The organism is Kurthia populi (assembly GCF_042686175.1).
Classification (GTDB): domain Bacteria; phylum Bacillota; class Bacilli; order Bacillales_A; family Planococcaceae; genus Kurthia; species Kurthia populi.
In genome coordinates this window covers 12597-28832 of sequence record NZ_JBHUOR010000023.1, presented here as the reverse complement: position 1 = coordinate 28832, position 16236 = coordinate 12597, and the positions used below count along the sequence as shown (strand labels likewise).

The 16236-nt window shown below is 40.0% G+C and carries 18 protein-coding genes and 1 pseudogene; 4 read left to right on the top strand and 15 right to left on the bottom strand.

Annotated features, from left to right (window positions below; all coding sequences use genetic code 11):
- The first annotated feature begins 200 nt into the window (after nt 1–200).
- The gene (locus ACFSY7_RS04105) at nt 201–575 is read left to right on the top strand and encodes an SIS domain-containing protein (protein ID WP_126990956.1); all 375 of its coding nucleotides are present in this window, start codon (nt 201–203) and stop codon (nt 573–575) included.
- Nucleotides 576–698: 123 nt separating this feature from the next.
- Here the strand turns inward: ACFSY7_RS04105 and tnpB are convergent, their stop codons facing one another.
- The 3 genes from tnpB to ACFSY7_RS04090 form a co-directional block, all read right to left on the bottom strand.
- Entirely contained in the window at nt 699–1844 is a 1146-nt protein-coding gene (gene tnpB, locus ACFSY7_RS04100; RefSeq protein ID WP_126990957.1) for an IS200/IS605 family element RNA-guided endonuclease TnpB, read from the bottom strand.
- Nucleotides 1845–2266: 422 nt separating this feature from the next.
- Complete coding sequence (argS, locus tag ACFSY7_RS04095; RefSeq protein ID WP_380146952.1) at nt 2267–3934, bottom strand: arginine--tRNA ligase; 1668 nt, start codon at nt 3932–3934, stop codon at nt 2267–2269.
- A complete protein-coding gene (locus ACFSY7_RS04090) occupies nt 3934–4374 on the bottom strand; it encodes a DUF1934 domain-containing protein (RefSeq protein ID WP_020189056.1) in 441 nt (146 codons plus the stop codon). The genes argS and ACFSY7_RS04090 overlap by 1 nt, the downstream gene beginning before the upstream one ends.
- Nucleotides 4375–4523: 149 nt before the next feature.
- Between ACFSY7_RS04090 and ACFSY7_RS04085 the strand changes: the two genes are divergently transcribed.
- Entirely contained in the window at nt 4524–5615 is a 1092-nt protein-coding gene (locus ACFSY7_RS04085; protein ID WP_380146951.1) for a GGDEF domain-containing protein, read from the top strand.
- Nucleotides 5616–5841: 226 nt separating this feature from the next.
- On the opposite strand, the gene ACFSY7_RS04080 is transcribed toward ACFSY7_RS04085, so the two are convergent.
- Nucleotides 5842–6342 (bottom strand): YwhD family protein, encoded by a 501-nt coding sequence (locus ACFSY7_RS04080; protein ID WP_020189054.1) that lies wholly within the window; start codon nt 6340–6342, stop codon nt 5842–5844.
- Nucleotides 6343–6412: 70 nt separating this feature from the next.
- On the opposite strand from ACFSY7_RS04080, the gene ACFSY7_RS04075 reads away from it, so the two are divergent.
- Nucleotides 6413–6598, top strand: a complete 186-nt coding sequence (locus ACFSY7_RS04075; RefSeq protein ID WP_126990960.1) for a 2-hydroxymuconate tautomerase — start codon at nt 6413–6415, stop codon at nt 6596–6598.
- Between the two features lie 345 nt (nt 6599–6943).
- Here ACFSY7_RS04075 and abc-f read toward each other — a convergent pair whose 3' ends face one another.
- From abc-f to ACFSY7_RS04050, 5 genes and pseudogenes are all read right to left on the bottom strand, one after another.
- On the bottom strand, nt 6944–8542 hold the full coding sequence (abc-f, locus tag ACFSY7_RS04070; RefSeq protein ID WP_380146950.1) for a ribosomal protection-like ABC-F family protein: 1599 nt from the start codon (nt 8540–8542) through the stop codon (nt 6944–6946).
- A gap of 285 nt (nt 8543–8827) precedes the next feature.
- Nucleotides 8828–9334 carry a YwgA family protein gene (locus ACFSY7_RS04065; protein WP_380146948.1) on the bottom strand — a complete coding sequence of 169 codons (507 nt, stop codon included), beginning with the start codon at nt 9332–9334 and terminating at the stop codon, nt 8828–8830.
- A gap of 19 nt (nt 9335–9353) precedes the next feature.
- Complete coding sequence (locus ACFSY7_RS04060; RefSeq protein WP_126990963.1) at nt 9354–10652, bottom strand: HD domain-containing protein; 1299 nt, start codon at nt 10650–10652, stop codon at nt 9354–9356.
- A gap of 185 nt (nt 10653–10837) precedes the next feature.
- A pseudogene (locus tag ACFSY7_RS04055) lies at nt 10838–11056 on the bottom strand (DUF1450 domain-containing protein); the annotation flags it as partial.
- A gap of 84 nt (nt 11057–11140) precedes the next feature.
- Nucleotides 11141–11974, bottom strand: a complete 834-nt coding sequence (locus ACFSY7_RS04050; protein WP_020189048.1) for a lipoate--protein ligase family protein — start codon at nt 11972–11974, stop codon at nt 11141–11143.
- Nucleotides 11975–12128: 154 nt separating this feature from the next.
- Between ACFSY7_RS04050 and hemQ the strand changes: the two genes are divergently transcribed.
- Nucleotides 12129–12893 carry a hydrogen peroxide-dependent heme synthase gene (gene hemQ / locus ACFSY7_RS04045; RefSeq protein WP_020189047.1) on the top strand — a complete coding sequence of 255 codons (765 nt, stop codon included), beginning with the start codon at nt 12129–12131 and terminating at the stop codon, nt 12891–12893.
- 36 nt (nt 12894–12929) lie between these two features.
- On the opposite strand, the gene ACFSY7_RS04040 is transcribed toward hemQ, so the two are convergent.
- The 6 genes from ACFSY7_RS04040 to ACFSY7_RS04015 all read right to left on the bottom strand — a co-directional run bounded on the left by ACFSY7_RS04040 (nt 12930) and on the right by ACFSY7_RS04015 (nt 16143).
- On the bottom strand, nt 12930–13697 hold the full coding sequence (locus tag ACFSY7_RS04040) for an HAD hydrolase family protein (RefSeq protein WP_380146947.1): 768 nt from the start codon (nt 13695–13697) through the stop codon (nt 12930–12932).
- Between the two features lie 276 nt (nt 13698–13973).
- Nucleotides 13974–14357: a DUF423 domain-containing protein gene (locus ACFSY7_RS04035; protein ID WP_020189045.1), complete on the bottom strand. Its 384-nt coding sequence runs from the start codon at nt 14355–14357 to the stop codon at nt 13974–13976.
- Between the two features lie 15 nt (nt 14358–14372).
- Nucleotides 14373–14663 carry a YwdI family protein gene (locus tag ACFSY7_RS04030; RefSeq protein WP_380146946.1) on the bottom strand — a complete coding sequence of 97 codons (291 nt, stop codon included), beginning with the start codon at nt 14661–14663 and terminating at the stop codon, nt 14373–14375.
- A gap of 4 nt (nt 14664–14667) precedes the next feature.
- Nucleotides 14668–14835 carry a hypothetical protein gene (locus ACFSY7_RS04025; protein ID WP_020189043.1) on the bottom strand — a complete coding sequence of 56 codons (168 nt, stop codon included), beginning with the start codon at nt 14833–14835 and terminating at the stop codon, nt 14668–14670.
- Nucleotides 14836–14847: 12 nt separating this feature from the next.
- Complete coding sequence (locus ACFSY7_RS04020) at nt 14848–15528, bottom strand: uracil-DNA glycosylase (RefSeq protein WP_020189042.1); 681 nt, start codon at nt 15526–15528, stop codon at nt 14848–14850.
- Nucleotides 15529–15531: 3 nt separating this feature from the next.
- A complete protein-coding gene (locus ACFSY7_RS04015) occupies nt 15532–16143 on the bottom strand; it encodes a DUF4230 domain-containing protein (RefSeq protein WP_126990968.1) in 612 nt (203 codons plus the stop codon).
- Between the last annotated feature and the right edge of the window lie 93 nt (nt 16144–16236).

Here is a 16236-nt window from a genome sequence, read left to right as displayed (position 1 = left end):
GAATAGTGTGTCATTTTTATGTAATTACGCACTGATTTCGTGCTTACTTTATTTTAAAATGTAATTTAATTTCTTTTTAAAAAATATTTTAAACAAAAAATGAAATTTTATTACTTTTAGATTACATTATTTGTAAATAAACGAAAGTGATTCCATCCATGTTAGGGTTTTCTTTTTTTAAATAATTCGGAAAAAATGTCATTACCCATTCAGACATTCATCTGATTACAACACTGCTTTCTGCTAACCCAGAAAATAAAGTACTTGTGCTTATTTCAAATTCTGGTGAAAAAACGCAAATCGAGCAGCTAGAAAACATTGCGAAGAGCCTACAAATTCCTGTCATTGCGGTGACCGGCAATCAAGACTCCGAGCTTGCAAAACAAGCCACGGTGACACTTTTACACAGTGCATTAGAGGTTAGCGGTAAAATCCGCACAGCCGCGACAGCGTCACTTATCGCGCAGTTGTATGTCGTTGATATGCTCTACTATTACTTTTTAACATCGAATTATACGAAGTATTCGGAGCCTATTTTACGTACACATGATGCAACCAATTTATTTTTAAATTGAACTACCCCCACTTAGCCGTTTTTACGAATGCGCTTGAAGTGGGGGATTCCTACGAACAGTGCTTGCTTGTTCCGACAGCTCGAACAGTGGCTTCACTTCTTGAGTAGGCGAGCCCCGTAGTCCCTACGGTTGTTGGGTTAACAGCGTGAGTCCTTCGGCTAAAATGTTCCGACTTGCGTTAAGGTCTCGGTCTAGCGTTTCACCGCAAGATGGGCAAACCCACTCGCGAATGTCGAGGGACTTCTTGCCATCTCGATGCCCACAGACATGGCAAAGTTGGCTCGATGGATAGAAGCGTGAAATCTTTACGATTTCTCGGCCATACCACTTCGCTTTATACATCAGTTTTTGCACAAACGAAAACCAAGAAACGTCATTAATGGCTTTTGCTAGTTTATGATTTTTCAACATGCCTTTGGTGTGTAAGTCTTCTAGGCAGATGATGTCGTACTGGCGAATGAGTTCCGTTGATAACTTATTTAAAAAATCTTCCCGCTGAAACGCAACACGTTCACGCAAGCGCGCGACTTTACGACGTTGCTTTTGGTAGTTCATACAGTCACGTAAAACGCGGTTCTCTTTTTTTGCTTGTTCGTAGCGACGTGATAACTTGCGTTGTTCCCGCTTTAGCTGCTTCTCCATCTTCACCGTAAAGCGTTGGTTATCCACTTTACGTCCATCAGACAGCATCGCAAAATCGGTGATACCTAAATCAATCCCGACAGATTGATTGGTTTTCGGTAACGGCTGAACGTCCGGTACTTCACATGCAATCGATACGTAAAAATGGCCACTTGCATGATATTTGATCGTTGCGCGCATGATACGTCCTTCTATCTCACAAGACTTCGCAAACTTCACAAGCCCAAGTTTCGGTAGTTTGATGTGGTTACCGACAATCGCGATATTGTTATTTGTATTTTTGGTTGTATAGCTTTGTACGGGATTTTTTTTGCTTTTGAAACGAGGGTATTTATTCTGTTTCTTAAAAAATCGATTGAAGGCATCGATTAAATATTCATAAGAGGCTTGTAATGCCACACTGTCTACGTTTCTCAGCCAAGCTGTTTCATCTTGTTTCTTCATCTTCGTGAGGACTTTAGACATCAAGCTACGATTTAAGCTTTTGCCTTCTTCTTTATAGGAAGTGTTCCAAAGTTCAAGAAAATGGTTATAGACAAAACGACAATGACCGTGCGTTTGATGGATGCGTGCTTGTTGGTCCTTATTTGGATATAACCTAAATTTGTAGGCTTTATTTTGTGACAATACGTTCACCTCTTCCGTTAATTATTTTTTGCTTTGAGATTGAAGCTATTTTTTAATCGTTTCGATTGAAGTACCGTCAGTAGAAATCCGACAGGCGTTTTTAGAGCAAAACAGTTCTAGTCTTTCCATACCCTTTTTCAATCAATAGCAAGCCCTATTAACGAGTATTTTAACGAGCATCTCTTGAAACGCGCTGTTCGCCAAAAGCATAGCATGCATCGCCCACCTACTCACTTCGCTCCTTGAGGTGAGCGTCTTCTGCTACAGACATAATAAAAAAGTGACTAAGACAAAACACGTCATTTTCTTTTTTTAACGTTCGAAACGAAAAACCGGAACCGCGTCACAGCGCGATTCCGGTTTTTTTATGCTCATAGGAGCGGCTTTACACATATGTCAAAGCCTCTTTTTATTTAGCTAAATTACATTTTTTCAGGAGCAGCTACGCCTACTAATTTAAGCGCATTTTTAATTGTTTGTGCTACTGCTGTGATCATTGCAAGACGTGCTGCAGAGCGTTCTTTATTGTCAACATCTAATACTTTTTCAGCATTGTAGAAGCTGTGGAATGTAGCAGCTAATTCTTGTACGTAGTTTGTGATACGGTGCGGTGCGCGAGCGCGTGCAGCATCTGCTACCACTTGTGGGAAATCCCCAACTTTTTTCAGTACATCGATGTCTTTTTCTGTAGATAATGTTTCAAGCGCATCTGTTGAAGGTGCGAAACCTTTTTCTTCTGCTTGACGTAGGATTGAGCAAATACGTGCATGTGCATATTGTGCGTAGTATACAGGGTTTTCGTTTGATTGCTTCACAGCTAAATCTAAATCGAAATCTAAGTGTGTATCACCGGCGCGCATTGCGAAGTTGTAGCGTACTGCGTCTAGACCTACTTCTTCTACTAATTCACGTAATGTTACTGCGTTACCTGTACGTTTAGACATTTTCACTTTTTCGCCGTCACGTAATAAGTTAACCATTTGGATAACTTCTACTTCCAGCATGTCGCGGTCATAGCCTAACGCTTGAATTGCAGCTTTCATACGAGGAATGTAACCGTGGTGGTCAGCACCCCAGATGTTGATGATTTTATCGAAGCCACGTTGTAATTTATCTTCGTGGTATGCGATATCTGGTGTTAAGTAAGTGAATGAACCGTCTGTTTTACGTAATACACGGTCTTTATCATCACCGAATGTTGTAGAGCGGAACCATACAGCGCCGTCTTCTTCGTATACGTGACCATTATCTTTTAATGTTTGGATGGCTTTTTCAACTTTACCATCTTTGTATAAAGAAGTTTCAGAGAACCATACGTCGAAATCAACGCGGAAGTCTTTTAAGTCTTTTTGAAGTTTACCAAATTCATGGTTTAAACCATGTGTACGGAAGAATTCAAAGCGTTCTTCGTCTGATTTATTTAAGATGTCTTCGCCAAATTCATTTGATAATGTTTCCGCAATCATGACGATATCTTTACCGTGGTAGCCGTCTTCTGGCATATCTGCTTCTTGACCTAATGCTTGACGGTAACGAGCTTCTAATGATTTTGCTAATTTCGTAATTTGGTTACCCGCATCATTGATGTAGTATTCACGAGATACATCATAGCCTGCTGCATCTAAAATATTACATAATGAATCCCCGATTGACGCACCACGCGCATGACCTAAGTGAAGATCACCAGTTGGGTTCGCAGAAACGAATTCTACTTGTACTTTTTGGTGTTCACCTGCCTCAGAGTGACCGTATGCTGCTTGTTGGTCTAAAACAGTTGTGACAACTTTTGTTAAGTAGTCTTTTGCTAATGTGATGTTCATGAAACCAGGACCCGCGATATCGATTTTTTCGATATTTGTGCCAGCTGTTTCTAAATTATCTAAAATAGCCTGTGCGATATCACGAGGTGGTTTTTTCGCTAATTTCGTCATTTGCATCGCGATGTTTGTTGCGTAGTCACCGTTTTCTTTACTACGTGGTGTTTCTAAGTGGATATTTAAAGCACTTGGGTCTTCTACAAGCTCAGCTTTTGTAATAGCTTTTAATAAAGCGTCTTTAACTGACTGTTGGACTTGTTCTACTGCGTTCATTATTTTCCCTCCGTATAGCTATATTCTAATGTATAATCACCGACTGAATTTCCGCCTACGATTAGTTCGTAGTGTACCAAAAGTGTACCTTCTGCTGCTTGTTCTGTAAGTGGTTTATTATCGATATGATGCGTGCGTACAATGATTGGCATTGTCCCAAAATCCGCTTCATAATGGCCTCGTTGGTCAAGCCCTTTCAGAAACGGTAAGCGCATTTTTATGTCTCCGTTACGCATAATAATACCATCGGATTCATCAAAACGTAACGTTGTACGCATCTTTTTATCATTTAATAGTTCTTCATATTGAATGTACACTTTTTTACCGTCTTTCAACATATAAGAAGCGTCCACAAAAATTTCCATGATTTCAGGTAGTTCACCTTCATGTTTAATGGTCGTCTTAAATTTTAGTTGAATCGGCATCGCATTATTACTCAAAAAAGCTCCTCCGCTCTTTGTTAATATAACCTTATTATTATAGGCTAAGATATAAGTTTTTTTCAAGGATGTAGAGAAATTTCACTGCGCCTAAACGACTCTAAATAATTTAGTGTATAATAGAACCACTATTAGCTAGGAGAAATCAAATGATACTGAGCCTTATTATAAACTTTTCAATTTTATTTACGTTTATCGTATTAGCTTATTTTTTATATGAATTCTTTGGCGGCTTTAAAAAAGAATATCAGCCTTATTATCCTATTCTCGTTGGATGTGGCGCAGGAATCATCGCAATTTTAGTAATGAGAACTTCCTTACATTTATCCAGCGAAGTGATTGGTGATACACGCTCTGCCGTCTTGTTATTGGCGATTATTATCGGTGGTCCACAGGCAGGGTTTATTACGGCTGTAATTGCGGGGCTCTTCCGCATGATTTCCGCTGACTTTTCAATGAATACGATGATTTTTGGTCTTAATACGATAGTTGTCGGTAGCGTCATGTCACTTATTGCGATGAAAATTCCGATTACCTCTAAAAATGTACATGCCTATATTTGGCCATGCGTGCTAGAATTTTTATTTTTCATTCTTATTGTGACACCCGTCACTTGGGATGATCCATCACTTTGGACATTAACATTCATGAGTGCCTTTGCCTTTTATGCAACCTATGGCGTGTTATACATTTTCAAAAAACAATTCGCTTATACACGCGCTGTTGAAAAACTGGCTGATACAGATTATTTAACAGGTGTCCCAAATAATCGCATTTTCCGCGAAGAATTAAATCGCCTGACAAACAACCGTCTGGCATTTGCACTTGTTTTAATTGATATTGATCGTTTCCGCGCAGTTAATCATCATTATGGTCATTTATACGGGGATGAAATTTTAAAGCAACTCGCAAAAATTTTAGATGATTACGCACAAGAACATAATAGCCTTTTAACACGCGTAAGCGGCGAGGAATTTTATTTAATTTGTTATGATGCAGCGCCCGCTATTGCATTAAATTATGCATCTGAGCTACGTATGCTCTTACGCGAGCGTGCATTTATTTTATCTAATTTCGAAGAAGTACATGTAACTGCATCGTTTAGTATCGTCAACTACCCAGACAATGCAATCACAAGTGAATCACTCGTCAGATTAGCAGACGATATTCGCCAATCTCAAAGTAATTCAAAACAATTAAATTCCATTCTTCATGCCAATCAACTAAAAAAAGAACATTAAAAAAGCTTCCAATATCGCCATTGTCCGTTAGGCGCATTGAAAGCTTTTTCTGCTTGTTTTATGTTTAAGACAAGGCATCTGGCTTGGGTTTAGGGTTTCAAATACCTGCATAAACACAAAGTATACAAGACTGCTGTCCAAAGTCTAGTGTTAGACTTTATATTTTAGTGTACTTCCTTTTCAGGTTAGTTTCAACCTTGGGGGAAGAACTTCATATTTTGGTCACTTATGCGAGCTCATTACGTAATTGTTCATCGCTACGATTCCACATTGCCTCATCAAAGCCTCTTAAGAAATCAGCCAAAACGTGTTTTGACTTCTCGTCCATATTGTCGACCATAATTTTACGTTTCATTGATTTGTCCATGCGATTCACGTGGTCTGCTAAAATTTTATAGCCACGACGTTTTTCGCGATTGACGACCATTTCACAAGCTGTCACCCCCGCATAGTAGCCGCCCTCTGGTTTTTGTTCAATCGTTACCCAGACAAGCCAGTAGTTTTTACCACCCTCTGAGTCTTCACGATTGGTTGTAAATTTAATGCCTTTTTCAACAACGCTACGCGCATGCATCGCACCGATGTCAACAGCAGCAGTGCCCTCTTCTACATCAATAATAACAGGTGATACATTTTCTAATGATAACGAACCAATCCCGTATCCTTTATGCCCATCTGTAGGTGCATTTTTTATAATATTAAATTCCATTTTTTTCTTTTCAGCCATTCCAAAAATCCTCCGTTCTGATATGATTAACTAAGATTCACTATATCATTATAAACGAGGAGTGTCACAAATGCCTGTAGTAACGATTAAAATGATTGAAGGTCGTAATGATGACCAAAAACGTGCGCTTGTAACAGAAGTTACGGATGCAATTTCTCGCACAGTTAACGCACCAAAGGAAAACATCACCATCATCATTGAAGAAATGAAAAAAGAGCATTATGCAAACGGTGGCGTACGCGCGTCTGATAAATAGTTTGAATAATCATAAAAAAAGCAGAAATCGCAGTAAAATGCGATTTCTGCTTTTTTTATGATTATTTTTTTCATTACGTCATCGCTTATCGCCGTTCAAATGAAACCAAAAGGTGCCTATAGCACAAAAAAGTACGTACCGAAAAAAAGGATGGGACAAGAATTTGACGGCGACTCCTAGGGAAGCCCTAGCCCTTAGCATGAGTGGAAGACCCCGCAGTGAGCTTGCGAGCGAGGAGGCTTCCGCCATGCCCCGGGAAAGCGTCCGTCAAATTCAGTTGAAAAATATTGTCTTTTTCTTTGTCTCACTTTCGTGGGTCAGTTCCTTTAAACGATTCCTTTTTTGCTATGACTTTAATTGTCGTAATTGCACCGTCAATCGGTGAAACTCCTCATCAAGCTCCTCATACTGCGCGTCCTTTGCCGTCAAAAAGCTTAGCTGACCGAGCACATCTTGTAGACGATTTTCGAGTTGCATACGCTCTTTATCATCTGCTGTCTCTACGTCCTGTGCTGGTGTAATTAATTGATGATTTTCAATAAAGAAACGTGTTGTCGTCGTTTTTTCAACAAAGTAGGCATCATGCGATACGACGATAATCGTACCATTATAGTCGCCCAACACCTGTTCAAGCTGCTCACGTGATTCCAAATCTAGATGATTCGTCGGCTCATCTAAAATAAGCACATTTTTCTTCGCTAAAATAAGGGCCATCAGCTTACATTTCACACGTTCCCCCATACTCATTCGTGCAATCGGCTCCTCCCACTGCGCACTCGTAAAACCGAGGTGAATCATCAGTGTCTGTACAAGCCCACGCTCTTCAAATGTGGGGCGCTCAAATAGTTCACTCGGTGTTTGATCGTCTGGCAAATCAAAAACCTGCTGTGTTAAATAGCCAATGTCTGCAGCCGGCGAACGCCAAATTTCACCGTCATAGCTTTCTTGATTCAACAGCATACGTAGTAGTGTCGTCTTGCCCGCACCATTTGCGCCAACGAGTGCAATACGCTCACCGTAGCCAATCGTCGCATTCACATCATTAAAAATGACCTGCTCACCAAATTTTTTCGATACATGCTTCAGCTCTAGCAAATGCTTTCCTGTTGGATCACTTTGCTGAAATTCAAATTGCACCGCGTACTTCTTTTTAGGTTGTTCAATCTGATGCTTATCAAGCTCTTTTTCGAGGCGCTTTTGCTTCGATTTCACTTGTGCATCCATACGCTTGGCCTTCACACGATAAAATTCCTTCGCAAATTCATGCTTCGTTGAATCGGCATGCGCTTGCTCACTCCATGAGGTGATTTTCGCCATTTGATGTTCAATGCGCGCCACCTCTTGTTGCTGCTTGTCATATTCTTTTTGCTGACGTAGAAGCTTTGCCTCGTACTGCTCACGATACGCCGCATAATTGCCCTTATAACGCGTTACCTGTTGCTCCTTGATATGCCAAATTTCATTTACAACATCATTTAAAAAAGCACGATTATGTGATACGACAATGACTGTGCCGCGGTAGCGCTTTAGCTGCTTTGTGAGTAGTGCTAAGCTAGCTGCATCAAGATGATTGGTTGGTTCATCGAGTAATAAAAGCTGTGGCTTCTTTGCAAAGGCCTCTGCTAAACGTAACTTCAGCTTTTCCCCACCACTTAGCTGCTCATAACTACGTGCTGGCACCTGCCAAACTTGCTGTACATTTTTCGCCACCTCTCGCTCAAACGTTTCCTGCTCCTGCTCTACTAAAAAGGTCGACGCTTTTTTGAACCATTCTATATGCCCCTCTGTCGGCTGTATTTTCCCTGCTAAAAGCTTCAATAATGTTGATTTCCCTGCACCGTTTGCGCCAACGATGCCAATGCGCGCACCTGCCTTTATCGATACAGTATTATTCGTTAAAATTTCTTTATATGAAAGTTGATGTATACGACATAATTCTGTCATGGGGTTGTCCTCCTAAAGAGGGACTTTTCACTATATAAAAATCCCTCCAAAAAATTTTGGAAGGATTAGTCAGAGAGTGTTTCCTGAAATTCAGGCATACTCCGCCACTCTAGCGGTTGTATAAGAAAGCCATGCTGATGACGTTTCTCTGTATAAATTGAATTTGGGCAGACTAATCCTATTTTTTACGCAAAGTTTTGTTCACTTCGTTCGTTAAAAAATAAGACTACTTCATCGGCCACCCTCATTCCTTTCGTTTATAGGATAGTGTTATTATACACCGTTTTAATTATTTTTAAACTGATTTAGTTTCGTCATAAACGTAAAAGCATGCTCGAACTCTTCATCTGTAAAGTTTAATTTTGCTTTTACGGTACGTACTTTTACTATTTGCTGCTCCCGTGAAAGCTCGTCGAAATAAAGCAGAGACGATACTAATTCTAAGAAGCGCGCACTTTGTGTATTCAGCTCTTCAATGATTTGCGGCAACCCGCCCGCTTCCTTACAAAAGCTCTCTGTAAATGTCGTTCCTTTATCCGTTACTTCATAACGATACTGTTGATAAGAGCCTCTATCTTCCTTGCGTTCTGTTAAAAAGCCCATTGTGCATAATTCTTCTACACGCATCGTTAATTCTTCGGAATAAGGTCCATACATATGAAAATGATATTTTTCATGGAATGGATAATTCAATTTTTTCGCGATATAGACGATTTTTTGTAACTTCTTTCGACCTGTTACTTCACCGGCTAATGATACAACACGTACGACATTGGCATGTTCTTCTAACACAAGTCGCTCCCCTTTCAAACTATCGATTTAATACTTCTAATATTTGTTTACGTAGCATACGCTTTTTGCCATTTTCTAATAATACGTCTTCTGGAAAATAAATTTTATGGTCAAAGCGTCGTTTCCCTGAAATCGACTCAACCACCTCTGAACTACGAGATAGCTCAGATAATTCACCATTCGAGCGCAGTAAATGAATCGGCAAGCGCCCCTCTTCTTCACCTGGACGGTAAAAATCATACGGTAGGTCTGATGTCGAATCATGCACTAAATAATAATTCGCATTCAGACCGGCCTTTTTATATAATTCCTCTAACTCTAAAACCTTTTTAAAATCTGCACCTGGGTCATACTCAATATATTTGAATAGACGACGATTTAAAAATCGACTACTTAAATCACTTAAAATCGCATCTTCTTCATGCGTCCAAAAATGGAAGTACGTCATAATGATAGTTTCATCTAGCTCAATATATTGTTGAAGCTCAATATTGCCATCAAAAAATGATTTAAATGGCGTTGGTTCTACTTTAAATGTGTAGCCCTCATGATATAACTCCTGCGCACGCTCTAATGTCTTACGCAAAATCACCTCTGCGCTGCGTGATACCGGGTGGAAATAAACTTGCCAGTACATTTGATAGCGGCTCATAATATAGTCCTCTACGGCATGCATACCACTCGATTTAATGACGATTTGGTCCTCGCGCGGACGCATAACACGCAAAATGCGCTCCATATCAAAATGACCATAACTTACACCAGTAAAATATGCATCTCGCTGTAAGTAATCCATGCGGTCTGCATCAATTTGACTTGAAATTAGACTGACCACCTGTTGATTCTCATATGTTTTTTCAATAACATCTGACACTTTCTGCGGAAAATCCTCTGCGACACGACGAAGCACTTCATTGACTTCTGTATCCCCTAAAATAATGGCACGTGTATACGCCTCGTGATCCAAATTAAAAACATGTTCAAACGCGTGTGAAAACGGCCCGTGACCGAGATCATGTAAAAGTGCCGCACATAACGCCACAAGACGCTCTGAATTATCCCACTCTGGATAATCGACAAATACATCATCGACGACACGACGCGTAATTTCATACACCCCTAATGAATGGCTGAAGCGGCTATGTTCCGCACCGTGGAATACTAAATAGGTTGTACCGAGCTGTTTAATTCGGCGTAGGCGCTGGAATTCACGCGTTGCGACTAAATCCCAAATCACCTGATCTCGCACATGCACATAGCGATGGACGGGATCTTTAAATACCTTTTCTTCTGCTAACTTTTTCGTTGCATAACTCACACGCATTACCCCCTTATTCCATTGTACGACCATCTCTATTTTCGAAACAAGATGGCTTTTGTCCTTTGTCTTTTAGAGAAAAAAATAGAGCAGGTCGACTGCGCAACCTGCTAAAATACTTATTTTTCTTCTGCTTCTACTGGCGTCCATTTATCGACAAAACCTTCTGGAAGCTTTTTCTGTGATTTTAATTTTTTGATGATTTTCGGCATTAATTCTTCTTCTGTATGTGCCGCGCATGGACGGTTATTAACGATCGTAAATGTTTTACGAAGTCCCGGTCCACAATATGATTGGCATTTGATGTCAATCTCTGCATCCGGATCGATTTCCTTTAATTTTGGAATCAACGTTTTTAAATTAACGGCCTGACATTCATCGCAAACTCGAAATTCGTTTGCCATTCGTAAATGCAACCCTTTCTATACTTAAATATATACCCATTTTAGTGTACGGAAATCTACTGTGACATTCAAGTGTCTAAAAATTTACGATTCGATTAACAACTTTTTATTACGCTCAAAAACGCGCTTTAAATAATACATATATTGTTCCATCTCATCTTCCACGAAAGGCCCCATACGTAATTCATCTGAATGTGTATACAAAAATTGCTGCAAGCGTGCATTTACCTCTTGTACCGTCAATGACTGACCAATGATTTCCGATAATGATGCCATCACTTCTGGACGTACTTTTGGATACTCAAACTTTGTTGGCTCCTGCTGAAGTGCACGTTCATAAAAATCACGAATCAATTCAGCTCGTTCGCCACCACTTCCCTCAACAGATAAATAAATCTGAACGGCAATCCCACCGCGAATACGACGCTGTGCAATGCCCGCAAATTTTTTACCATCCACGCTTAAATCATATGACCCCGGGCAATAAGAGCCGACGATTTCATATGCTTCAATACGCGCTGCAATTTCTGGAAATAGCGCTTTAATCAAATCCACCATCATGTCATAGCCTGTATTAATATCGATATGTCCTTCTTTTTCGCTAATGACAATCGAAATATTAAGCACACCCTCATCTAATACAACCGCTAACCCACCTGAGTTGCGCACGATTGGATGATAGCCGCGCTCTTCTAGTAAATCCATCCCTGCTTGTACATACGGCAAACGATGATCCTGGATACCCATTACGACTGAGGCACTGTGCACCCATGTTCGTACTGTCGCAGGTGAAATCCCTGCACCGATTAAATGGCAAAGCGTATCATCCGCCGCAAATGATTCTAATGGAGAACGACCGATACCACTAACCGATTGATCGATGTAGCGCCATGTTTTTTGCGTTAAAAAATCCTTCATAACTGTTATCTCCCGTACTCATAATCTAATTCTTACTCAGTGTACACGAATTCGTCATTTTTTGAAAATGTCGTTACCTGTTCAACGGACGAATTTCAGAAGTTGTGCTAAAATTGCATGGAAGAAGATTCTTACTTAATAAGGAGTGTTACACATGATCGAAGCAGCACAAACATTAGATGGCTGGTATGTATTACATGATTTCCGCGCAATGAACTGGACAATGTGGAAACAGATGGATGAGGACTTCCGTAAAGAAGCTACCGATGAATTTATCGCATTCCTTGCCGAATTAAATAAAGCAGATGAAGCAAAAACAGGTTCTCATGCCTTTTACTCAATCGTCGGTCAAAAAGCAGATTTCGTGCTTATGACATTACGCGAAACAATGGAAGAATTAAATGAAATCGAAACAAAATTTGCGAAACTTACAATTGCTGATTTCACAATCCCAACATATTCTTATGTATCCGTTGTTGAGCTTTCGAACTATCTTGCAAAGGCAAAAGCTGGCGACGAGCCTGCTCAAGATCCATATCAAAATGAACATGTACGCGCTCGCCTATATCCTGAGCTACCTCGCTGGGAACATATTTGCTTCTACCCAATGGATAAACGTCGTGAAAAAGGCGCCAACTGGTACATGCTAGAAATGGACGCACGTCAAGCAATGATGCGCTCTCACGGAATGATTGGACGCAGCTATGCAGGCAAAGTGAAGCAAATCATCTCTGGTTCAATCGGCTTTGATGACCATGAATGGGGCGTTACACTATTCGCAAATGACGTACTACAATTCAAGAAATTAATTTATGAAATGCGCTTTGATGAAGTATCTGCTCGCTATGCAGACTTCGGCGAATTCTTCGTTGGTAATATTTTAAATGAAGAAAAATTACGCAACTTATTAGCACTTTAATCGCACGAAAAAGAGGCTGGATATCCAGCCTCTTTTTTATACCGTATATTTCTTCGATAACTCATAGCATTTATCAATAATATATTTTTCTACTTTTTCATCATTTGGTAAACGAGACTCCGCATAATCCTCGAGCTCCATTGTAAAACCAATCATGGACGCGTGCTCAGCATGTTCTAGCACCGCTAAATCCGTTAAGTCTGAACCAATTGCAACATAGTTTTTTTCAGACACACCTAATTTTTGTAGTGCATGCCATTTATTGATGCGCTTTGGTGTAATGAGTAGCTGGGGATTTTCTTGCCCCTTACTTTGAACATTAAAGCCCTGGTTTGATAATTGTAAGCGCATGTCTTCGATACCATCTGCAGCTAAAATTGTTATATGTGAAATAGGCCCAACTTTTTTAAGCGAGACATTTTGTCCAAGCTTTGCCGGATCAACTGTCGGTGCAATCGCATAATAGTCGCCACCTGTATAACAGTAATCCCACTCACCCTCCATTAAAAATGTCGCGTCATATTTTTCAATTAACTGTTGTATTGTTTGGAAATCGATTTGATTAAATGTTGATAATTGCTCTAGTGCACCTTCTTTACAAATAACCGCGCCTTCTAAGCTAATCATTGCTTCATTATGAAAGCGTCGATCTAGCTTCAGCAACATATTGCGCACTGCTCCTGTTGATGTAAAAATCAATTGATGTCCATTATCCTTCAAAAAATCAAACATATATTGTAAGTTCAGTGATACGGGTTGGTTATCGTAAGAAATGGCTTGGTCTAAGTTAAAGACAAATTGCATACGTTCCACTTCTTTCTGTATTAATATGGGCTTAGTGTATTAATACCCTCCATATAGTGAAAACAAGCCTCTTTTATACGATTCGCGAAAATAGCATTAGTTATGATGAGAATCATTATGTCATTTTAATATTTTTTATAGAAAAATCGTTTATTCCAATGAATATGTATTACCTATATCATCATTTTTCCACATAATCATGCTAAAAAAGAAACATAGCTTTTAACGTCAATTAAAAAAGGAATCACCAATAATGTGATTCCTGCTTATCTACCCTTATTCTTTAATATGCTTGGCTGACATCACAACGGCAATCCAACCAACTAAAAAGGCTACGCCACCAATCGGTGTAATCGCACCTAATACCGTAATTTTTGTAAGCGCCATAACATACAGGCTACCAGAGAATAAAATCGTTCCGATAAGCATAGCTGTTCCGGCAACACGTAATGATTTTACATTGCCGATGATATTTTTACTCATTAATACCCCAATGACCATAATCGCTACTGCATGGAACATTTGATAATGCACACCTGTTTCCCAGACATCCTCATAACCGTTTTTCACAAGTAAATCTTCTAGTGCATGTGCGCCAAACGCGCCTAGTGCAACGGCTAAAAAGCCAAATACTGCACCGATAATTATATTCTTTTTCATTGTTTTCTCCCTTATCTAAAAATCAAATAGCGAATCACCATTCGCATCTTCTTCATGGATTTTCTTCGTTGGTAAGCTAGGAGCCGCCTGTTGAATCACGGCAGGCTCTACTGGTACATACTGCATTTGTTGAACAGGCTGCTGTGGTACTACCGTTTGAGTAGGCGCAGCGGTATGATTATCTGCTAATGCTACATCACATAATGCACGAATTGCGGCTAACTCCTCACGAATTTTCGCATCACTACCAGTTGCTATACCTGCATGTTTTTGAATTTCTGTAATAATCGTTTCATAGGAAATCATACAACTATCCTTTCTGCTTCGGTGCGAATTTTAAACAATCCATACCAGATGAGTTTTTTACAACAACGGAAGGTACGGCTCTCGATTTAAAGCCATATGCACGACAAGCACGTGGTGATGCTTGGTCCCACGTCACCTGGAAATATTGGCATTTAAAACAATTGGGCTTCATCGGAAATCCTCCTTATGATTTTGTTAAATCAAAATCGATTGGTGCCGTACCAAAAGATGCTAGTTGCTCATTAATTTGTGAAAATGGTCGACTGCCAAAAAAGCCTCGATGGGCACTTAACGGACTTGGATGTGGCGCTTTAATAATCGCATGACGCGACGTATCAATAAGGCGCTCTTTTTGCTGTGCTGGGCGACCCCATAGCACAAAAATAATCGGCTCCTCGCGCTCAGATAGCTTTTCAATGACACGATCTGTGAACTGCTCCCAGCCTTGGTTTTTATGTGAATGTGCTTCATGCGCACGCACAGTCAGCACCGTGTTCAGTAATAACACACCCTGCTTGGCCCATTTCGTTAATGTTCCTTGCTGTGGAATCGGCACACCAATATCCGCATGCATTTCTTTGAAAATGTTTTGCAGACTCGGTGGATGCTTGACGCCTTCCTTCACAGAAAAGCTCAAGCCATGTGCCTGACCTGGTCCATGATAGGGATCCTGTCCTAAAATTACGACTTTTACATCTGGATAATCTGTGTAACGAAAAGCATTCCACATATCTTCCATCGGCGGATAGACAGTCTCGTTAAAATATTCCTGCTTTAAAAATTCACGTAGTTGTAAATAATACGGCTTGTCGAACTCTTCCCCTACAACTTGCTGCCATGTATTATCAAAAATTTGCTTCGTCATAACCTACTCCTCAAATTTGACCTCTACTTTATAGTTTACTAAACCAAACATATTTTTCAACGATTCCTCTGCATTGTCTTGGGCTTTTGTTAAAAGCCCCTCTGCCTCTACTTCTTTTAGCATTTCTTTCTGTGCCTGATTTGCTAAATCATAACCCTCTTTAATCGTCGCCTCGTCGCGGAAAATCCCTTCGCTCGAGAATACTTTTACTTTATCTAATGCGAGTGATGGTGTGCCTAAAATTGCAGGCTTTGGTAGCGTAATCTCTAATGTTTTTTGTGATTCATCCACACGCACTTGTTTTTCTGTTAGCTCACTTAGATCAACGCCTGCTCGCACCGTTCCTGGCACGACAACGAGCACCTTTTGCTCCGTTCCTGGAATGGCGATGCTAATTTCTTGTCCAAAAATTTTATTATTCGTACGTTCAATTAATACTTTTGTATAGGCTTCTGCTGTCGTTAGCTCATTCAAATCATTCATGCGCTCAACTAATACAGCGGTTTCAATTTTTTCGTTACTTCCTGTTAGTGCTTTCCAAATAGCAAACGGCGCAATAATCGCCGCAATAAATAGAACAATGGCTGACGTCACTAAAACGCGGCCTTTTTTCATGTGTTTATTCCTCCTAAATACAATCTCTGAATTATTATAAGAGAGTTTTATGTTTTTTGCATACTCTGTAATCTGACCTTATAAAAAAAGCAT

Excerpts from the sequence above, each read along its gene's own strand:
- ACFSY7_RS04075 (WP_126990960.1), top strand. The coding sequence starts at position 6,413 with ATGCCTGTAGTAACGATTAAAATGATTGAAGGTCGTAATGATGACCAA.
- abc-f (WP_380146950.1), bottom strand. The coding sequence starts at position 8,542 with ATGACAGAATTATGTCGTATACATCAACTTTCATATAAAGAAATTTTA.
- ACFSY7_RS04050 (WP_020189048.1), bottom strand. The coding sequence starts at position 11,974 with ATGAAGGATTTTTTAACGCAAAAAACATGGCGCTACATCGATCAATCG.
- hemQ (WP_020189047.1), top strand. The coding sequence starts at position 12,129 with ATGATCGAAGCAGCACAAACATTAGATGGCTGGTATGTATTACATGAT.
- ACFSY7_RS04035 (WP_020189045.1), bottom strand. The coding sequence starts at position 14,357 with ATGAAAAAGAATATAATTATCGGTGCAGTATTTGGCTTTTTAGCCGTT.
- ACFSY7_RS04020 (WP_020189042.1), bottom strand. The coding sequence starts at position 15,528 with ATGACGAAGCAAATTTTTGATAATACATGGCAGCAAGTTGTAGGGGAA.
- ACFSY7_RS04040 (WP_380146947.1), bottom strand. The coding sequence starts at position 13,697 with ATGCAATTTGTCTTTAACTTAGACCAAGCCATTTCTTACGATAACCAA.
- ACFSY7_RS04080 (WP_020189054.1), bottom strand. The coding sequence starts at position 6,342 with ATGGCTGAAAAGAAAAAAATGGAATTTAATATTATAAAAAATGCACCT.
- ACFSY7_RS04015 (WP_126990968.1), bottom strand. The coding sequence starts at position 16,143 with ATGAAAAAAGGCCGCGTTTTAGTGACGTCAGCCATTGTTCTATTTATT.
- argS (WP_380146952.1), bottom strand. The coding sequence starts at position 3,934 with ATGAACGCAGTAGAACAAGTCCAACAGTCAGTTAAAGACGCTTTATTA.
- ACFSY7_RS04085 (WP_380146951.1), top strand. The coding sequence starts at position 4,524 with ATGATACTGAGCCTTATTATAAACTTTTCAATTTTATTTACGTTTATC.
- ACFSY7_RS04025 (WP_020189043.1), bottom strand. The coding sequence starts at position 14,835 with ATGAAGCCCAATTGTTTTAAATGCCAATATTTCCAGGTGACGTGGGAC.
- ACFSY7_RS04030 (WP_380146946.1), bottom strand. The coding sequence starts at position 14,663 with ATGATTTCCTATGAAACGATTATTACAGAAATTCAAAAACATGCAGGT.